The organism is Streptomyces sp. NPDC048636 (genome assembly GCF_040650655.1).
Taxonomy (GTDB): Bacteria; Actinomycetota; Actinomycetes; order Streptomycetales; family Streptomycetaceae; genus Streptomyces.
Window position 1 is genome coordinate 344,487 of record NZ_JBEZHR010000006.1, and the last position, 17,700, is coordinate 362,186.

The 17,700-nt window shown below is 70.1% G+C and carries 14 protein-coding genes and 1 pseudogene; all 15 read right to left on the reverse strand.

Annotated elements, in window-relative coordinates:
• Nucleotides 1–43: 43 nt before the first annotated feature.
• Nucleotides 44–847: an ABC transporter permease gene (locus AB0C66_RS19310; protein WP_362439555.1), complete on the reverse strand. Its 804-nt coding sequence runs from the start codon at nucleotides 845–847 to the stop codon at nucleotides 44–46.
• A 25-nt stretch (nucleotides 848–872) separates the two neighbouring features.
• A complete protein-coding gene (locus AB0C66_RS19315) occupies nucleotides 873–1,637 on the reverse strand; it encodes an ABC transporter permease (RefSeq protein ID WP_362439558.1) in 765 nt (254 codons plus the stop codon).
• Nucleotides 1,634–2,623, reverse strand: a complete 990-nt coding sequence (locus AB0C66_RS19320) for an ABC transporter ATP-binding protein (RefSeq protein ID WP_362439561.1) — start codon at nucleotides 2,621–2,623, stop codon at nucleotides 1,634–1,636. Before AB0C66_RS19320 ends, AB0C66_RS19315 begins: the two co-directional genes overlap by 4 nt.
• Nucleotides 2,620–3,696, reverse strand: coding sequence for a hypothetical protein (locus AB0C66_RS19325; protein WP_362439564.1), 1,077 nt, complete (start codon nucleotides 3,694–3,696; stop codon nucleotides 2,620–2,622). Before AB0C66_RS19325 ends, AB0C66_RS19320 begins: the two co-directional genes overlap by 4 nt.
• Nucleotides 3,693–4,478 carry a hypothetical protein gene (locus tag AB0C66_RS19330; protein WP_362439567.1) on the reverse strand — a complete coding sequence of 262 codons (786 nt, stop codon included), beginning with the start codon at nucleotides 4,476–4,478 and terminating at the stop codon, nucleotides 3,693–3,695. The genes AB0C66_RS19325 and AB0C66_RS19330 overlap by 4 nt, the downstream gene beginning before the upstream one ends.
• Nucleotides 4,475–5,665, reverse strand: a complete 1,191-nt coding sequence (locus AB0C66_RS19335; protein ID WP_362439570.1) for a pitrilysin family protein — start codon at nucleotides 5,663–5,665, stop codon at nucleotides 4,475–4,477. Before AB0C66_RS19335 ends, AB0C66_RS19330 begins: the two co-directional genes overlap by 4 nt.
• Before the next feature lie 286 nt (nucleotides 5,666–5,951).
• Nucleotides 5,952–6,668, reverse strand: coding sequence for a nucleotidyltransferase domain-containing protein (locus AB0C66_RS19340; RefSeq protein ID WP_362439573.1), 717 nt, complete (start codon nucleotides 6,666–6,668; stop codon nucleotides 5,952–5,954).
• Nucleotides 6,669–6,787: 119 nt separating this feature from the next.
• Complete coding sequence (locus AB0C66_RS19345; RefSeq protein WP_362439576.1) at nucleotides 6,788–8,068, reverse strand: hypothetical protein; 1,281 nt, start codon at nucleotides 8,066–8,068, stop codon at nucleotides 6,788–6,790.
• Between the two features lie 389 nt (nucleotides 8,069–8,457).
• Complete coding sequence (locus AB0C66_RS19350) at nucleotides 8,458–11,070, reverse strand: acyl-CoA reductase (RefSeq protein WP_362439579.1); 2,613 nt, start codon at nucleotides 11,068–11,070, stop codon at nucleotides 8,458–8,460.
• The gene (locus AB0C66_RS19355) at nucleotides 11,067–12,233 is read right to left on the reverse strand and encodes an acyl-protein synthase (protein WP_362439582.1); all 1,167 of its coding nucleotides are present in this window, start codon (nucleotides 12,231–12,233) and stop codon (nucleotides 11,067–11,069) included. Before AB0C66_RS19355 ends, AB0C66_RS19350 begins: the two co-directional genes overlap by 4 nt.
• Complete coding sequence (locus AB0C66_RS19360; RefSeq protein ID WP_362439585.1) at nucleotides 12,230–13,381, reverse strand: GNAT family N-acetyltransferase; 1,152 nt, start codon at nucleotides 13,379–13,381, stop codon at nucleotides 12,230–12,232. Before AB0C66_RS19360 ends, AB0C66_RS19355 begins: the two co-directional genes overlap by 4 nt.
• Nucleotides 13,378–14,703 (reverse strand): MFS transporter, encoded by a 1,326-nt coding sequence (locus AB0C66_RS19365; protein ID WP_362439588.1) that lies wholly within the window; start codon nucleotides 14,701–14,703, stop codon nucleotides 13,378–13,380. Before AB0C66_RS19365 ends, AB0C66_RS19360 begins: the two co-directional genes overlap by 4 nt.
• Nucleotides 14,704–14,741: 38 nt before the next feature.
• Nucleotides 14,742–16,004, reverse strand: coding sequence for an AMP-binding protein (locus tag AB0C66_RS19370; RefSeq protein ID WP_362439591.1), 1,263 nt, complete (start codon nucleotides 16,002–16,004; stop codon nucleotides 14,742–14,744).
• An 873-nt stretch (nucleotides 16,005–16,877) separates the two neighbouring features.
• On the reverse strand, nucleotides 16,878–17,294 hold the full coding sequence (locus tag AB0C66_RS19375) for a VOC family protein (protein WP_362439595.1): 417 nt from the start codon (nucleotides 17,292–17,294) through the stop codon (nucleotides 16,878–16,880).
• Nucleotides 17,295–17,503: 209 nt separating this feature from the next.
• A pseudogene (locus tag AB0C66_RS19380) lies at nucleotides 17,504–17,686 on the reverse strand (TetR/AcrR family transcriptional regulator); the annotation flags it as partial.
• Nucleotides 17,687–17,700 lie beyond the last annotated feature (14 nt).

Here is a 17,700-nt window from a genome sequence, read left to right on the forward strand (position 1 = left end):
CTCCATGTCCCCAGCGCGCCGCGGACGGCGGCGAACCCTTCGCTCACTCCGCGAAGTCGAAGTGTCCGCTCCTCCGGGCGTGCAGTTGCAGCCTGGCGAACGCGACAGCGGCCGCGCCCAGCCAGCACGCTCCGGCCAGCACCGCCCATGCCGCCTGTTGGACGATGGCACCCGCGCCCGCTCCGGCGGCCACGCCCCGGACCCCGGCCAGGGTGTGGGTGAGGGGAAGCGTCCGCGCCACCACTCCCACCCAGTCGGGCCAGAACGACACCGGCACCTGCACACCGCAGATCGCCATCATCACCAGGTAGCCGACGTTGGACACGATGTTCCGTGCCTGGGAGGCGGACAGGACGAACGCCGCCAGAAACAGCCCCACACAGTAGGTGGACACGGCCGTGAGCAGAACGAGCCCCACCAGCACGGGCACCTGCTCCGGTGACCACACAACGCCGAACAGCGGGGCCAGCCCCAGCAGGGCGACCAGGGAGGTGACGCTCCCGCTGACCGGCCATTGCAGGCTTCGGCCGAAGAACACCCAGATCAGCCGGGCGGGCGAGGCCGCCAACAGCGGCAGCGTCCCCTGTCGGCGCTCCCAGGCGCTGGAGGTGACGACCGTCATGGCCTCCACCACGCAGGTCATCACGGCGTTGCCGACCACCAGGTAATGAGCCGAGGCCGAGGAGTGCAGGGCCAGGCCCATCGTCGCGAAGAAGGTGACCTGAGCCAGCATCCGGCCCAGCCAGCCGAAGGTCCAGCTCCGCCATGTATAGGTGGCGCGGAAGTCGGCCACTGCGTTGGCGGCGCTGTAGCGGACCACGTGGAAGGACGAGGTCAATGTGGACACCGTGGCTCCTCGGCGGGGGTGCGGTTCATGTCAGCGCCAGGGTGCCGGTGCGTCTGACCCGGCGCAGGATCGCTCCGATCAGCAGCGCACCCGACACCGCACCCGCCATACCGAGTCCGACGATGGCGGCCAGATCCATCCACCAGTGTCCGGCCGGGCCGGACACCGAGGCGCGCAGCAGATCCGAGCTCCAGGACAGGAAGACCACACGGCTCAGCGGATGCAGCCAGCCGGGCAGGTCGGCCACCGGAACCAGCAGCCCGCCCAGGAGATAGAACGGATAGGTCAAGGTGTTCTGCAACACACGGGCGGAGGGCATCAGCACGAACACCGCCGAGAGCAGGCTCGCCGTGCCCGCCATGGCCAGCGAGGAACACACCAGGCACAGGGCGAACACCAGCGGATGCGCGATGGTCAGCACCACTCCGAAGCAGGCCCATGCCATCAGCCACGACTCGGCGAAACACACCAGGGCGACCGAGGCGACCGCGGTCAGCCTGCCCAGCACCACGGTGGCGAACCGGGCCGGAGTCGCCACGATCGCCTCCAGCGTGCCGCGGCTGCGCTCCTGACTGATCAGATCCCCGGCCGTGAGCAGGGCCAGTGACCACAGCGACATCAGAACGGGCGCGAGCACCGCCGACGCGGTGAAATCCGGCCGGTGGGCGTGCACCCCGATGGAGACGAAGACGAGTGTGAACAGGGGCGCCGTGACCAGGACATGGACGGTGTCGGGCTTACGCCGGGCCAGCGCCAGCTGGAACCGGAACGCCGCGGTGAAAACCCTCATGAGCGCACCGCCATCCCACGTCGCCCGATGTAGTGCAGATACACATCCTCGAGACTGGGCCGCACCGTACCCAGTGAGGTGACTCCGGAGCTCACCAGCAGCTGGAGCACCTGCCGGGTGACGGCGGTCGATTCGGTGTCCACCCGCAGCCGTCCCGCGGGCAGCCGCTTCACGGCGGCGACTCCGGACAGCTCGGAGATCTCCTGGACGGCGGACTCCGGTACGTCCTCCGCCTCCACCGACTCAAGTGTGCTCAGCCCGGCCGAGAGTTCACTGGGACGTTCCGTCGCCAGCAGTCTTCCCCTGTCCATCAGCGTGACCTGGTCGCAGACCGCCTCGGCCTCGGCCATGTCGTGGGTGGTCAGCAACACGGTGCGCCCTTCGCGACGCAACTGCTCGACAAGGGAGCGGAAGTCATGCGCGGCGACCGGGTCCATGCCGCTGGTGGGTTCGTCGAGCAGCAGCACCTGGGGATCGCCGACCATGCCCCGCGCCAGGTGCAAACGCTGTTTCATTCCCCGGGAGAACCCATCCACCCGGTCCGCGGCGCGATCGGCCAGGCCCACTCGGTCCAGCAAGGTGTCCACTTGGCGGTGGAGCGCGGCACCGTGCATCCCGTGCAGCGCGCCCCAGAGATTGAGGTTGGCACGGGCGTCCAGCCTGCCGTAGAGCCCGCGGTCACCGCCGAACACCACACCGACCGCCTTCTTGATCGCCACCGGGTCGGTGGCCACATCGTGGCCGAGGACCCTGGCGCTGCCCGCGGAGGGCATCAGCACGGTGCAGAGGATCTTGCACAGAGTGGTCTTGCCGGCGCCGTTGGGGCCGAGCAGGCCACGTATCTCTCCCCGGGCCACGGTGAGGTCGATCCGGTCCAGTGCGGTGATCTGCTGCGCGGACCGGCCCCGGCCACGCTGGTAGACGCGCCGGAGTCCACGTACCTCCACCGCGGGCTCCGCGGTGTCGACACCGTCCACTTCGCTCATGCCTCGATCCGGGTCAGCGCCGCCAGGGCGGCGGAGTAACTCTCCTGCGACACGATCGCCCCGCCGACCAGCAGAAAGTCGCCGATCGGGGTGCACAGCAGATGGCTTCCGTCCACCACCTCGTGGCGCGCCGCCCGCCAGCCGGACCGGTCGTGCGGGGGATGTGACCGCAAGGCCATTCCGTACACCGGCAGGCCCACGGCCAGGCGTTCCTGCACCTCGACCGGTTGCGGATCGGGGCGGGTGGCCGCGGTGTTCTCCCGAAGGGCACGCTCCTGCTCGGCCGGTTCGCGCAGTGCCTCGAAGAGACCGGTGAGCTCCGGCCAGGAGTCGTACGGTCGGGCCAGGTCCAGCAGTTCGGCCAGCTCCGGGGCGCGCCGGTGGTCTGCGACGCGTCGTGCGGTGACCGCGACGTCCAGGTCCATATGCTCCAGCAGGAAGATCACGTCCAGTATGTCCTTGGGGGTGAACGGACGCTGGAAACGCTCCTCGGCCAGAGCGAGCAGATCGGCATAGTGGGGGTCGGACGGCAGTTCGGGGATGGCGCAGACCGTGCCGAAGTCACCGGCGTACGGCAGTGTGCCGATTTCGATGTTGTGGTCCCGGTCCAGCATCGGATCGTCGGTCGGCCACAGCAGCCCCAGTTGTACATGCACACGGTCGGCGTGCGGGATGAGCGACAGATCGATCTGTGGCACAACCCTGCGGTCACACACCACACGCGCCGCCGCCCACAGATCCGCTTCGGATCCGGCTATCACATCGAGATCGCCGACCGGTCGTACCACCGCGTCCGGGTAATGGGCGGCCAGGGAGGGGCCCTTGACCGTGCGGACATCGGCCGCGTCGGCCATCGCCTCGAACAGTTCGGCATATCCCGCGGCGCGCAGGTGAGCGCGGTGGAGCACGTCCCGGCTTCCGCTGCCCATCGGCACACCGGCAGCGGCCGCCGCGGAGAGCACCAACTGCGGCTGGCTCTGCGAGATCGAGCGGGCCCGGCGTACCAGGGCGCGCACACTGTCATCCGGGGAGAGGCCGTACAGCCTCCGCAGGGTGTCCAGGTCCAACTTCATGAATCCGCCCGCCAGAAGCAGTGCGTGGGCAGCCACCCGCGACGGCCCAACGAGTCCAGCACATGCGTCCCGTGGTCCTGCGCGCCGTCTTCCGTGGCATGCACCACATGCCCTACCAGCGGCCGACCGGCAGCCCGGGCCCGCCGCGCCGCTGCCGCGGTCAGCGCGGCGAGCGCGGTGCGCTGAGTCGGCCCGGGTTCGACCAGGACATCGACCAGTTCGCTGCACGGCTGACCGGTCACCTCGTCCGCCGCGTCGTTGAGCAGCGTGGCGTGGCCGATGGGCTTCCCCTCCAGGACGTACAGCAGAGTCACCCGGTCGGGCCGGGCCAGTACCGACTCCGCCGCTTCCCGCGCTGTCTCCTGCGCCACGGATGCGCCGGTCTGGGTACCGGCGGCCAGGAAGGCTCGCACGAGCCAGTCCCGCACCAGGTCGTGTTCCACCGCGTCGGGCTCGCGTACGGCAGTGTCCATGGTGGACTCGGCCGCGTCGGCCAGCCGCACATAGGTCATCAGCCGTCGCCACGGCTCGTGCAGGTCCAGGTCGGCCGGTGTCCGCAGCAATATCGTGGTGGCGGGGGAGGAGCCCATGAACCGCTCACACAGGCGCGTCAGAAGGTCGGTGTTCTCGATCAGCGCCCGGTCGGCGTACTCGATCAGTGTCTGATGCTGCCCGGTGACCGGATCGGTGTGCGCTCCGGCCACGTAGTGGTGACCGTCCAGCGTGTGCAGCAGACCGGCGGCATCGGCGGTCTTGAGATAACGAGGGTCCGGTGCCGTCATCGAGGCTCCGGCCGGACGGTGATGCGCAGATCCTCGGCGATCCGTCCGGCGGCCCGGCGGACATCGTCGACCGTGACGGAATCGAGCTCTTTGAGTTCTTGCTCGAGCGACCAGTCCGGGCGCCCCGCGCGGACCCGCTGCGCCACGAGTTTCGCGCGCTCCAGAGGCGTTTCCGAGTCCAGCACCATGCTCATGCAGGCTTGCCGCCGGGCGATGTCCAGTTCGGCCCGCGTCGGCCCCACACGAGCCATCTGGTCCAGCAGTCGCCTCACGATGTCGACCAGGAGGCTCGCGTTACGGGGCTCCACACCGGCGAGCAGCCGCCACACCCCGGTGTCGGCGTAGCCGCGGCTCCACGCCTGGAAGGCGTAGGACAAACCGTTCTCGTTGCGCAGAGCGCGGTAGAGCAGGGAAGCCGGGCTGGAACCCAGCAGCTTGGCCAGTACGCGGTAGGACAGCCCGTCCGGGTCGCCGGCACGCGGTGCGAGCCCTCCGCAGACCACCCAGCAGAACTCCTCGTCGACCGGCCACCGCGGCACCCCTCTCCCGGGTGCGACGGGAACGGCCGACGCGGGCAGAGCCGCACGGGCGGTGGCCGGGGGTGCGCCGGTCAGTGGCTCCGGGACGCGGGGACCCACCACGACCAATGTCATGGGGGCGGCGAGGAAGCCGTCACGGTGGGCGGCGCACACCTCGTCCAGACTCAGTGCGGTCAGTTGCTCCGGTATCCCGCCGACCGGTCGGCCGAGTCCCTGGTCTCCGAACAGATCGGAGAGGAAGGCATCCTGCACGACATCGCTGGGGTCCGCGGCGGCGGCGGTGAGCTCCTGCAACACCACGTTCCGCTCACTGTCCAGCAGCTCCTGGGTCCACTGCGGTTCGCGCACCGTGCGCTGGAGGAGTTCAGCGGTGAGATCCGCGTCGTCCGCGTGTACTTGGGCGTAGCACAGGATGGTGTCCAGCCCGGTCTGCGCGTTCGCGTGCCCGCCCCGGCGCTCGACGTGCTCGCAGAACGAGACTCCGTCGGACACGGGCGCCGACATCAGCAGGTGTTCCAGCAAGTGCGCGATACCACCACCGGTCGCGGGGTCGTCCCGGGCGCCGTGCGCGGCGGCCAGACAGAAGCTGGTGGTCTGCAACCGTTCGTCTGTCAGCGCCATCACGGGCAGCCGCAAGTCGGTGGTCATGGGCGTCTCCTTGGCCGGTGGGTCTCGGCTGTGCGGGCTGCCGCGAGGAGACGGTGCCTCCCCGCGGCAGCCCTTGCGTCACTTCGACGTCTTGATCTTGTCGAGGCGCGGACGCAGCAGGGAAACGTGGTTGCGAGTCATAACGATCTCCTCTTCTCTTTCGAACGATCCGGCCCGGTGATCCGGACTCCTGATTTTTTCTACCAGCGGGTCGAATCCTTGCGGTGCGGGGTTCCGCGCAGCGGAACGTGAGCTGATGACGACCGTCGTCAGACCGGGCAGGCGCTCACTGCGAGGGTGGGCATACGAGGCCGCTTCCGTCGCTCAGCGAGCGACGGCGCACCGAGACAAGCCAGTTCTCCACACCCGTGGTGTCGGGGTGTTGCGGAAGCGGGCTCGTGGCCAGTGCCCCGTCCAGCCGGGTGGAAAGCTCGTCGCGCCAGGCGCAGACCTCGTCCCAGGACAGTTCGCCATGGCGTACGGCCATCAGGCGTTCGCGGTACGGGCCGGTGTCGATGTGCACGCTGCCGCTCTCCAGCAGCGAGGTGCCGCTGATCATCAGACGGAGCATATGCATGATGTGCTTCCAGCGCGGTTCGCCCTCACGTTCCCGGCGGGTCTCCGCCTTGGCGAACTGGGACGTGGCGTACCGCGCGAACGTCGTGTGCGCCCTGCGGGAGAGGAACGCCGGGGCGAGGCCCTGGAGTTCGGCACCGAGCGCGGAGCGCTGTTCGACGAGCGGGCTGTGCAGGACTTCGAGAACGTTGGGGTTGCAGGAGAGCGCGAGTTCGCAGAACCGCTCCACCTCCCAGCTGAACTGCTCGGGCAGCGGACCCTCCACATGGGTGGGGGGCTTGCTCATACGCCAGAAGTCGGCGGTGGGGGCGACGTACACGCCGCGGCGGTCGACGTCCGAGGCGGCCGTGGACAGCCCGAACGCGCGCGATCCGACGACCACCGACAGGATCGTGTGCCGCTCCACCAAGTACCGCGCCTCTGACATGCGGTCCATTGTCATAACGCCGCTGGCATTGGCCAAGTGGATTCCTGCTGGGCGGAACGCGTGTGAGCGCGTGGGGTCCGACGGGCAGGCAGCCCGTCGGACCCCACGGGGTCGTCGTGTCAGCCGGTGCAGCCCGCGATGGGTGTCGGACTCCCGGCACAGTTGGTGGGCTTGTTGCCACCCACCACGGAGCCGGTCAGTGTGACGGTTCCACTGTCGTTGGAGATGCCACCCGGTGCGTCACTGGAGGTGTTCCCGCTGATGGTGCTGCCGGTCGCGGTCAGGGTACCGGTGTCGTTGAAGATGCCACCGGCGACTCCGTTGGTGACGGTGTTCGCGTTGACCGTGGACCGCTGGAGGGCCAGCGTGCCGTCGTTGTAGATGCCGCCGCCGTCGTCGTCCGCTGTTCCGATGACGGAGTTGGCGTTGACGGAGGTGTTCACCAGCGTCAGGTTGCCGTCGAGATCGTTGTAGATTCCCCCGCCCTCGGCAAAGGTGCCATCGGACCTCAGGGTGTTGCGGGTGATCACAACTCCGGTCATGGTCATGTTGGCGTCGTTGTAGATGGCTCCCGCGAAGGCATCCGTCCCCACGATTGTGGTGGTGTTGAGGCTGAAGCTGCTGTTCGAGATCTTGACGGTGCCGCCGTCGAAGTCACCGGCCGCCCCGTCCCCGTCGCCGTTGACGACGTTGCGGGTGAAGGTGCTGTTGGAGATCGTGATGTTCGATGAGTCGGTGTCGTTGTTGACTCCGCCGGCCTCCCCACCCTCGTTGCGGGTCACCGTGGCGTTGGTAAGGGTGGTGGTGCCTTCGGAGCTGACGGCCCCCCCGCTGGTGGCGGAGTTGTCGGAGTAGGTGTCGCCGCTCGAGGTGCTGGTGCCACCCGTGCTGACACTGACACCGCCGCCGACGCCGGAGGCGGTGTTGTTGATGAACTGGGTCCTGGTGGTGTTGAGGGTGCCACCACTGTCCACCCGGACTCCGCCGCCTTGGCCGCTCACGGAACCGCCACGGAGGGTGAGTCCGGTGAGCGACAGGGTGCCGCCGCTGCCGACCTCGAAGATCCGGAACGAGGGCGCCGTGGAACTCCGCTGGATGGTGGAGTTGGCTCCGGTGATGCTCACCGATGCGGTGATGACCGCCAGTCCGTTGTTGGGGTTGTCCGCCGCGGTCAGGGTGTACGTACAGCCGGGCGCGAGAGTCAGTGTCCCGCCCGTGGTGGCCACTCCGGCGACCGCGGTCACCAGGGCCGCGTCATTGCACGGCACCGAGGCCGCGTACGCGGGGGCGGGCATCGCCGCCAGAGCGGTGCCACTCAGCGCCACCACTCCGGCCAGCGACGCCCAGCGTCGCCCCGCCGGTCTGGGCGGCCCGGAACGGGGGTTTCCTCTCCACAACATGGCCTTCTCCTTGTTCGAGGTACGAGTCGGTCGCTCCCTTTCCTCACATGCGCGAGCGCGAGGGTCGCGGCGCGGGGAAAGAGGAGCGGCGACGGGCGGCGCCTCGATCCGTTACGCGTCCGGAGGGCGTTGGGCGGCCGGTGCCGTCGCGGCACACTCCGGAGCCGGAGTGTCAAGGGGAGGTGGGTGGCCTTGCCTCCCGTCACGCCGGGACGCCGGTCACCTCGTGGCTGAGCCGATTCCATCCCAGTAAGGCGCAGGGCGCGCGGGCAGTCCATGGCCGTGACAGCCATTCACCCGAAGAGACCATTCGTCACACCATGGGCCGCCCGGCACTGGCGCTGCCGCGCCGGGGGCCGTAGGTGCCTTCTGCCGCGGTGCGGCCGCGCTCAGGCCGTTGTCCGCCGGTCCACGAAGGTGCGCAATTTTCCGCTGGTCGCGGCCCGTTCGAACGACGCCATATCGGTGATCTCGACGGAGAGGGCCAATACGCCCGCCTCCTCGACCGAGGAGCGCAGCTGCGGGATCGCCGCCAGGAAGGCGGCGCGCGCCTGCTCGGCCCGCGGGGCGTAGGCCGCGTCGAGGCGCACCGTGAGCCGTTCGCAACGAGCTTCACCGCTCAGGACCACTTGGAGTTCACCGCGGTAGCCCAGCCGAGTCTGCGCGGCCTCGACGAAGCGCCGGTAGTGGTACGAGTACGTGCCCACGCGGGCCACGTCACCGTGGCGGCCGAGGAGTTCGACGCGTGGCGTGCGGCTGCCGCAGGGGCAGTCGCCCTCCAGGGCGCGGCCGAGGTCGCCGATCTGATAGCGGTCCAGCCGCTGCCCGGCTCGGGCACGGCTGGTGAAGACCAGACGGCCCGGTTCGCCGACGGGCACCGGCCGGTCCTCCTCGACATCGAGGATCTCCAGGGTGTGCAGATCGGTGAGGATGTGGTGGACCGAGCCCTGGGCGTACTCGCACTGGTAGCCCAACGGGCCGAGGTCGGTACTGCCGTAGGCGGCGGACCGGATCACCTCGACACCGAACTCCTCCTTAAGGACGCGGCGTTGCTCACCCGTGAAGTGTTCGCCCCCGTAGTACACCTTCCGCACGCCACCCCAGCCACGCAGGGTCTCGCGCTGGGTGTGGAAGAGCTGCCACAGGTAGGACGGCATCCCGAAGAGGGTGTCGGCGCGGTAGGCCACCACCGCCTCGGCGACGCCGGCGAGGTCGTCACCCGCGGACAGCGGAATCTGGGTGGCGTTGAGCCGCTCCAGGATGGAGAAGAAGCTGATGAAGCTGCCGTACATGCCGCCGCAGTAGAACAGGTTGGCCGCGCGGTCACGGGCCGGGTCGAAGCCCGAGTCGAGCAGCCCGTGCGCCGCGGCGCGCATCTGGGTGTCGTAGTCGGCGTTGGTGAACACCGACAGGGCGGGCGCGCCGGTGGTGCCGCCGCTGCGGAAGTACAGATGCGCGTGTTCGGGAGCCAGATGGCGCAACTGGTCCTGCACTCCCGCCTTGTCGAGCAGCGGGCCGGTGGGCGGTGCGGGCAGCAGCGGCGGGGCGACGAGGTCGTCAAGGCAGGAGGTGGCCGCGAACCGCTCGTCGGCGCGTACGGCGACCCGCCTGCTGTAGCGCTGTAGCGCGTAGACACCGTCGTGGGGCTCGCCCTCGTAGCTGTCCAGCATGGCGCCGATGGGCGTCACCCGGGTGACGCCCGCGCTGAACAGGGCGCGGGAGAGCGCGGCGATGTCCGTGCGGCCGCCGCCGACCGCCGCGGTCTGGAGATAGCGGCGCATCGGACGCAATGTGGCGGTGACCTCGTGGCGCGGCAGTGGCTTGACCCAGACACTGCGGTGGAGCGGGGAGGCGGTGAGCGCCGGCCGGGTGTCGGCGAGGACCCGCCAGGAGCCGTCGTCGGCGGCGATGACACGGGTGAGACCGAGATGCTGTTCCAGCCGTGCGACCAGTTCGGTGTTGGTGATCTCCGCGTGCTCGGCGAGGCCGAGGGCCGGACGGGGCAGCTTGTCGGAGACCCGCGCCAGGTGTCCGGCCAGCTCGTCGGCGACGGCGAACACCTCATCCGCGTCGTCGGTGTCGAGGTAGACGACCTGCGGACTGGAACACGCCTGCTGCTCGAGGCGGCAGACGTCCGCGGCGAGTGCGGAGAGGACGGACGGATCGGACCAGGAGCCGCGGCACAGATAGGCGAAGGAGATCTTGTGTCCCCACTCGACGACACGGCAGCCGGGCGGGGCCAGTTCGGTGATGCCCGCCACGGCGTCCTCTCCGCCCCAGACGGCGATGGCGTCCGCCGCCGCGCACAGGGGCTCCAGCCACTCGCGTCGGCTGGAGGGGAAGCTCAGTACGACGATCCGGCGGGCGAGGGTGCCGGTCGGGTCGGCGGCGGCCAGTTCGGCGAGCAGATGGCGCGCGAGCGGGGTGTCGGAGCTGCTGGTCTTGAGGACGTTGAGGTTGCCGGACAGCAGGCCCTCGACGACGCTCAGCGGTGCCACGCCCGCCGCGTTGCCCGGTGCGATGTGCACGAGCAGACCGACCGGCGCCCACGCCTCGTAGACCGTCTCGCGTGCGTCGGGCCGGGTGAGGCGCTCGGGGTGCGGACCGCCCAGCTCACGGCGGAGCTTGCGGTCCAGCGCGGGACGGGCGAGGGCGGCGGCGAGGTCGGTGAGCAGTGCCGCGGCCTCCTCCGGGCCGGTGCCGTCACCGGTGAGGCACTGGGTGAGGCGGACGTGCACGGGGTCGCCGGGGGTGCGCAGTGCGCCGGAGAGCCGGTCGCAGGCGCCGAGCACGATCTCGGTGGGCAGCGGCTCGCTGAGGGCCCGGTCGGTGAGTGCGGGGAGGTCCGCGAGGTGTGCGGTGACGTCCGTGTCGCCGATGAACGCGCCCTGCCACCAGTGGCGTCCGCCGCCCGGCGCTCCCGGGGCCTCCGGGGATCCCGGCGCTCCCGGGGCCTCCGGGGATCCCGCGGCGGCAGTCCCGGGCATCGGTGCGCTCGTCATGACATTCCCTTCAGAAGTTCGGCGGCGGCCACCGCGCAGCTGCGGTTGCGGCTGATTCCGGCCCGGCCGTGCACGGTGAACCAGTCGGTCGGCTGGGCACAGCCGCATTCCTCGCCGGGGTGCAGGGAGGCGAGGTCACCCATGAGCACACTCTGGGCGGGGACGGAGGTGATGTACGGCGAGACGAGGTGCAGATAGCCGCGCTCGCCGTAGGGCAGCGGCTCCAGGGTGGCGGTGTCGCGCACGGCGGCACGGGACCATACGGGGACGTGCAGCCGGTGCCGTTCGCACTCGACATAGGGCACGCAGTGCTCGACGGAGCCGAAGGTGTCGCGGATCCGCTCGGACGGAACGCCGAGCTGCTCGCCGACCTCGGCGTAGAAGGTGTCCTTGCCGATCGCCCGGTCGGCGTGTCCCTTCCAGCCGCCGCCGAGGACCACGAGCGATCCGGCGGGCAATCGCACCGGCGGGACGCCGAGCGCGCGCATCCGCTCCAGGGTGAAGTGGAGGAAGGCCGGGAAGCCCAGGATCCGCACCGGCAGGCCCTCGTCGGCGTACCGCTGGAGGGCTTCGATACAGCCGCGCGCGTCGAACTCGTGGCCGCTGCCGGTGTGCCGCAGGGCGTGGGTGGTGTCCCGCGCGGGGGCGAAGTCGCAGAGGTAGTTGTCGGTGAAGGACGTACCGAGCTTGAGCGAGGGCGCCGGTTCGTAGCTGTAGAGCAGGTAGTTCACCGGCTGCTCCGGGGTGATCCAGCCGTAGTGGTCGAAAACCCGGGCCACCATGCGCTGGGCCGCGCGGATGGTCCACTCGTCGAAGAACATCTGCGACTTCTGACCGGTGGTCCCGGAGGAGGTGAGATGGAGGTGGACCTCCTCCCGGGGGATGGAGAGCACTTCGTGGCGCTTGAAGAAGTTGGCGTGCACCAGCGGCGTACGGACGTCCCGGCCGATCCCCGGCGCTGGTGTGGCGGGCTCATCGGCCAGCAACGAGCGGAAGAACGGGGAGCGTTCGGCGTGCCAGGCGTTGGTCTCGGCCATGGCGGCCGCGAAGAGGGCGTCCGCCTCGGGTCCCCGCTCGTACGGTGCGCTCAGGTCGCACAGCCGCTGGACGTGCGGCAGGGCGCCGGGGTCGGGGACCTCGACGGGAAGCAGATGGGGGTTCATGAGACAACCTCGTGAAGGGGAAGGTAGGTCGCGGTCCAGGCCCGCAGATACGCGCTCAGGTACGGCCGCACCAGCGGGCTGACGGCGGCACCGCGGAAGTCGATCTGGCGGCTGGTCCGGGAGAGCACCACGTAGTCGTGGAAGCGGTCGCCGATGCGGCGCATGGCCGGATAGAGCGCGCTGGGTACGAAACCCGCGGTGAGGAACGCGCCCAGACCGGTGGTGTCGGACAGTGGCAGCAGCGTCTCGGCATAGTCCGCTCCGGTGCGGGTGACCGCGGTCATCAGCGGTTCCAGCGCGTGGGCCATGGCCGCCGGATACGGGTGCACGGCGATCAGCGAGCAGCTCCGGGCGGCCGGGTCGAGATCCGCGTACACCTCGAACACACCGTCCTCGGGGGTGAGGATCGCGTTGGGGGAGTGCAGCGGGAAGAAACGGTCCGCGGGGTCCGGGAACCGCTCGAGGAAGCGGCGCCGGACGAAGGAGCGGGCGGTGACGATCTCCATCGCCGTTCCGGCCGCGTCGGACGGTCCGGAGAACGCTCCGGCGCCCGGGGCCTCGACGGTCCGGGCGGCCGCGTAGCCGATGTCCGAGGTCTGCTCGGCGGCGGCGAGGAGCGGGGCGAGCGGGGCCGGTACGGATGCCACGGTCGCGCGCTGCTCCAGCACACCGTCGGCGTAGCGGACGAACAGGGCCAGGCTCTCGCACCCGGCGACCTCGACGGCGTTGGGCATCAGGCCCAGCGGCCGGAAGCCGTTGCGCACCACGATGTGTTGCGGGCCTTCGGTGACCACGCGGACGGTGGCGTAGACCGAGTCGACCGTGCCGGTGGCCAGGGCGTCGGCGCACGCCGCGCCGGTGAGCCGCCCGGCCAGCCCGTCGTGGCGCCGGGCGGGGTGGACGGCGAGGCCGAGCAGTTTGCCGATACGGGTGCCGGGGTCGGTCTGCACGACCACCGAACCGACCGGCTCGTCGCCGTCCGCCCGCCGGGCCACCAGCCAGTGGGTGTGCGGATCGGTGATGAGGCGCCGCATCTCGGCCGGGTCGCTGCCCAGCGGGACGGGATAGCCGTGGCCGTAGACCTCGAAGTACAGCTGCCGCAGGTCCGCGATGTCCTGGAGGGCGGCGGGGGTGAGGGTGACGCTCATCGTGCTCCTCCTCCGGTGGTGGCGGTGGTGTGGTCGCCGACGGTGGCTGTCTCCCGCGTAGGGGTATGGGCGGAGGCGTCGCCCCGTGTGCCCGTCCACCACAGGGCGAACACGACGGGCACCAGGCCCACGGCCTGGACCAGGCACAGGGTGCGCGGCGAGATCTGGTCCCCGAGCGCCCCGAACAGCAGTGACGCCACCGGGAACGTGGCCCCGAGGAGTGACTGCATGACGGCGAAGAAACCGGGCTTGTCCGCCGTGGGCACCAGCCGCTGGAACAGGGCCACGAACCGTACGCCGATGGTGCCCACGCACCAGCCCGCGACGGCCATGGCGGCCGCGTACGCGGTGCGGTCCGCGACCAGCCCCGGTACGGCGAGCGCGGCCGCCATCAGTCCGAGGCAGAAGGTGCCGGTCGTGACCGGACGGCCCGGCAGCCGACCGCCGGTGAAGGATCCGGCCAGGGTGCCGAGGCCGAGCGCCGCTTCCAGCAGCGCGACGGTCGAACCGTCCTCGTGCAGCACCGAGGCGGTGTACATCGGCATGACGACGAAGACGGCGGTGGTGACCATGTTCGCGGCGGTGAAGCAGAGCAACACGGCCCGGATGAACGGCAGATCCGCGAGGATGCGGCGCAGTGTGCGGCGCGGGGCGGCGGACACTGCGTCCGCCTGATCCGGAGCCGGGGAGGTGCCGCCGTCCTCGGAGACGGAGGTGGCGGGGAACCGCGTCACACCGATCAGCCCGGCCGCGAGCAGATGGGCCCCGGCGCATCCGGCGACGATGCCCGGCAGCTGCCAGGCGTCGACCACGAGCGGTCCGAGAAGGCCCCCTGCCAGACCGGCGAGGGACTGCGTGGCCAGTTCGAACCCGGTGGCCGCCTCGATATCGGCGTCGTCGACGAGTACGGGCACCGACGTCGTCAGGCACGGGTCGAACAGCGCCTGACAACCCGCCAGCAGCAGCGCGGCGCCGTAGGCGAGACCCATCGGCAGCGGGGTCGTGTACGCCCAGGCGGCCGTGGCGGCGGCGATCAGTCCGGCCCCGGCGGCGGCCGCGGCCATGACGGTCCGGTACGGGTTACGGGCGATGACGGTGGCGACCACGGGAGCGAGCGCGACCGCGGGCAGGGTGCTCACGGCGAGGAACGCGCCGGAGGCCAGGCCCCGTTCGGACCCGTCTGACCACTGAATGAGCCACCACACGATGCCGACCTGGAACATCCGCGCGGACGCCTGGGTGAGCACCTGGGCGATCCAGACGGCACCGAACGCCGGGTTGCGCAGGACGACGGGCAGCCGGGAGGCGGATCGTTTCGGCACCGGGGCGGACGCGGACGTCCCCGGGGCGACAGGAGCGGTCATGTGAGCGGCCGTTCGTCCAGGACACGGATCAGCTTGCCGGTACGGCCGTTGACGGCGAGCTCGGCGTGGCGCACCCATTCCAGGACGACGGGGTGCACATGCCGGGCCGCGGCCGCCTGCGCGTACATCGGACGGGCCGTGTGGAACGCCTTCTCGACGGCCGCGGCGAGCTCGGACAGGTCTCCGGCCCGGGTGCCGCATCCCAGGCGCAGCAGCAGTCCGTCCCGGTCCTCCCAGCGGCGCACCACGAGTTGTACACCGGTGATCCGGCCCGTGACGTCGGCGGCGCCCACCAGGTCGTGTACGTCCTGGGTGTGCAGCGCCACCGGACCCACGCGCACGCCTTCCTCGGCGCGGCCGAGGATACGGAAGTGGCCGGCGGCGGTATCGGTCCACTCCGCGCGGTCACCGACGGGATAGCGGAGGATGGGCATCAGCCGGCGCCGCAGGTCGGTGACGACGACCCGGCCGGGGACGCCCGGACGGGTGAGGGGCTCTCCTGTGTGCTCATCGAGGATTTCGACGACGCTGTACGGGGCGGGAGCCCGATGCAGCCGCGGATCGTCTCCCGGCACGGGCAGGCCCACGAGCCCGGCGTCCACGGCGGCGTAGCCGATGGAGGCCACCCGGGCGGCGGGAAAGGCGGCGGACAGCAGCCGCCGCTGGTCGCTGAAGACGCTCTCGCCACCGAAGAGCAGGGTGGTGACGTCGGGCAGGTGGCGCCCTTCGGCTCTCAGGTGTTCGGCCAGGGCGCACAGCGTGGTCGGGGTTCCGGCGATGACCTCCACGCCGAACTGGTCCAGCGTGGCGACGGTCGAGTCCAGGGGCGCGGCGCCGCCGATCGGGAGGCGGACATTGGCGACCGGCGAGCGGTGCAGGCTGTCCAGGACGAAGGTGTAACTGGCGTACAGGTCACCCGCGTAGAAGAGATCGGCGACCCGCTGCCCCGGCCGGAGCCCGGCTTCGACCAGCCCGGCACCGAAAGCGGTGGTGAATTCCCGCCACTCCTCCCGGGTGTAGAAGGAGAACTTCGGTGCTCCGGTCGTCCCGCCGCTTTTGAATACGACGGCTTCCTCCAGCGGGCCGGTGAGAAGGGTGTTACCGCGAGGAGTGTTGGCCTGCCAGAACTCGGCTTGGGGGATGACCGGAAGTGCGGTCAGCTCTGTGACGTTCTCGGGTATCCCTGAGTAGAGGGCCGAGTAAAAGCCCGAGTTGCAGCGGGCGAAGTGGACGAGTTCGGCTAGTGATTGAACGGGCATCAATTCCTGCTTTTGGGCATGCGAAGGGGAGCGGTGTCCCGGAAACGCGAACACCGGTGAAGGTGGTGTGGTTCAACTGCTGGTCAGGCAGGAGCGGCTGTGCTGTGCGGCTGACCCGGAAGTCTCACGGGTGACCAGAATGTGGCCCGGGGTGCAGGGTCGGAATTCCTGCTCCACCGTGGCCGACTCCGGCTTGGTTCTTACCGCTGGTGCTTGCACCGACACTCAACGATAACACCCGCGTGGGGGTCCTGATTACCTGTCGGACGCCGGAACGGGGGTGCGGGAGCCGGTATGGCGGAAAAGTATGGGGAGAGACATGGAGGACCGGACCAGGGCGTGCCTCACAAGTACCTTCGGGTTGCCCAGTGGGTCGAAGTCGGTTGCGGAGCCGTGCACATCGGAGGCGGTTCTCCGGGGGGCATACGCCGCGGGCGTAGTCGACCGTTGTCGTCTGCCGGGAGTACGTCCATTCCTGGCCGGAAGAGAATATGTACGCGTCGTCCGCCGAGACGATCCTGTGGCAGCGGCGGGCAGCCGCTTGCCGTCGGCCCGGCGGCCTCGCGGGACCTCCTGAAGTCCGCTGTCGACGACGTCGCGGTTGGCCGGATCACCCACGGCGGCCCGCACTTTCACGCCGCCCTTGAGTCCGGCCGCCAGAGTGTCGTGTCCGCGCGGGCATCCGCACGACGGCGCCGACACGGCCGGGTGGCCGCGTCGAGCGCCCGGTCCCGGCCGTCCGCCCTTGCCGAAGTGCACATCGGGGCAGGCGCCCCGCCGCCCTGATGGTCCGGGTACGCCCGCGCCACCCGCTTCATCGGCGCCGCCCCGCCAGCCGGGGCGTCGACACCGGATCAGGTCTGCTGTACCGGATCAGGTCTGCTGTCCGGTGACGTTGACCATCCATGTGACGCCGAACTTGTCCGTGCACATGCCGAACACATCGCCCCACATCTGTCGCTCCAGGGGGACGGACACCGTGCCGCCGCTGGACAGTTTGTCCCAGTAACCGCGCAGCTCGTCCGCGTCGTCGCCGCTCAGACTCACCGCCATGTTGTTTCCGGGCTTGTGCTCCATCCCGGGCGGGCTGTCGGCGCCCATCAGTGTGAATCCCGTAGCGGTCTCGAGCATGCTGTGCATGATCTTGTCGGCGTATCCGGGGGGAGTCTCGGAGCCGAAGGCGCCAAAGGTGTGGACGGCCAGATCGCCGCCGAAGACCCCCTTGTAGAACTCCATGGCTTGCTTCGCTTCGCCGGGGAAGCTGATGTACGGGTTGAGACGAGAAGCCATATTCATCCCTTTCGTGACGAATGGTCAGTGCGGGCAGCCTACGTCCGTCGGACACGAAGTCGGATGACCCGCGCCCGCGCCACGGGCCGGAAGGGCACGAGTGCACCGCAACGACTGCCCGGACGCCGCGATGGCGCGGAGGGGTGCGGGTGGAGTACGCCCTGACCGCCAGGCCATGAGGTGAGCTGAAGTGGCGATCGCACTACCCGTCAGGCGATCCCGGCCTCGATCTGGGCCAGCTGGGCGGCGAGGATCTCTTCGAAGGCGGCGCGGCGGTCCGCCCCGAGGGGCCGGACGTCGCGGGCGAAGTGGGTCAGGGCGGGAGAGCGCTCGGGATCGGCGCCCAGAACCGCGACGCGGAACAGCTCCAAGCCCTGTTCGTACTCTTCGGGGTGATGGTGCCGGG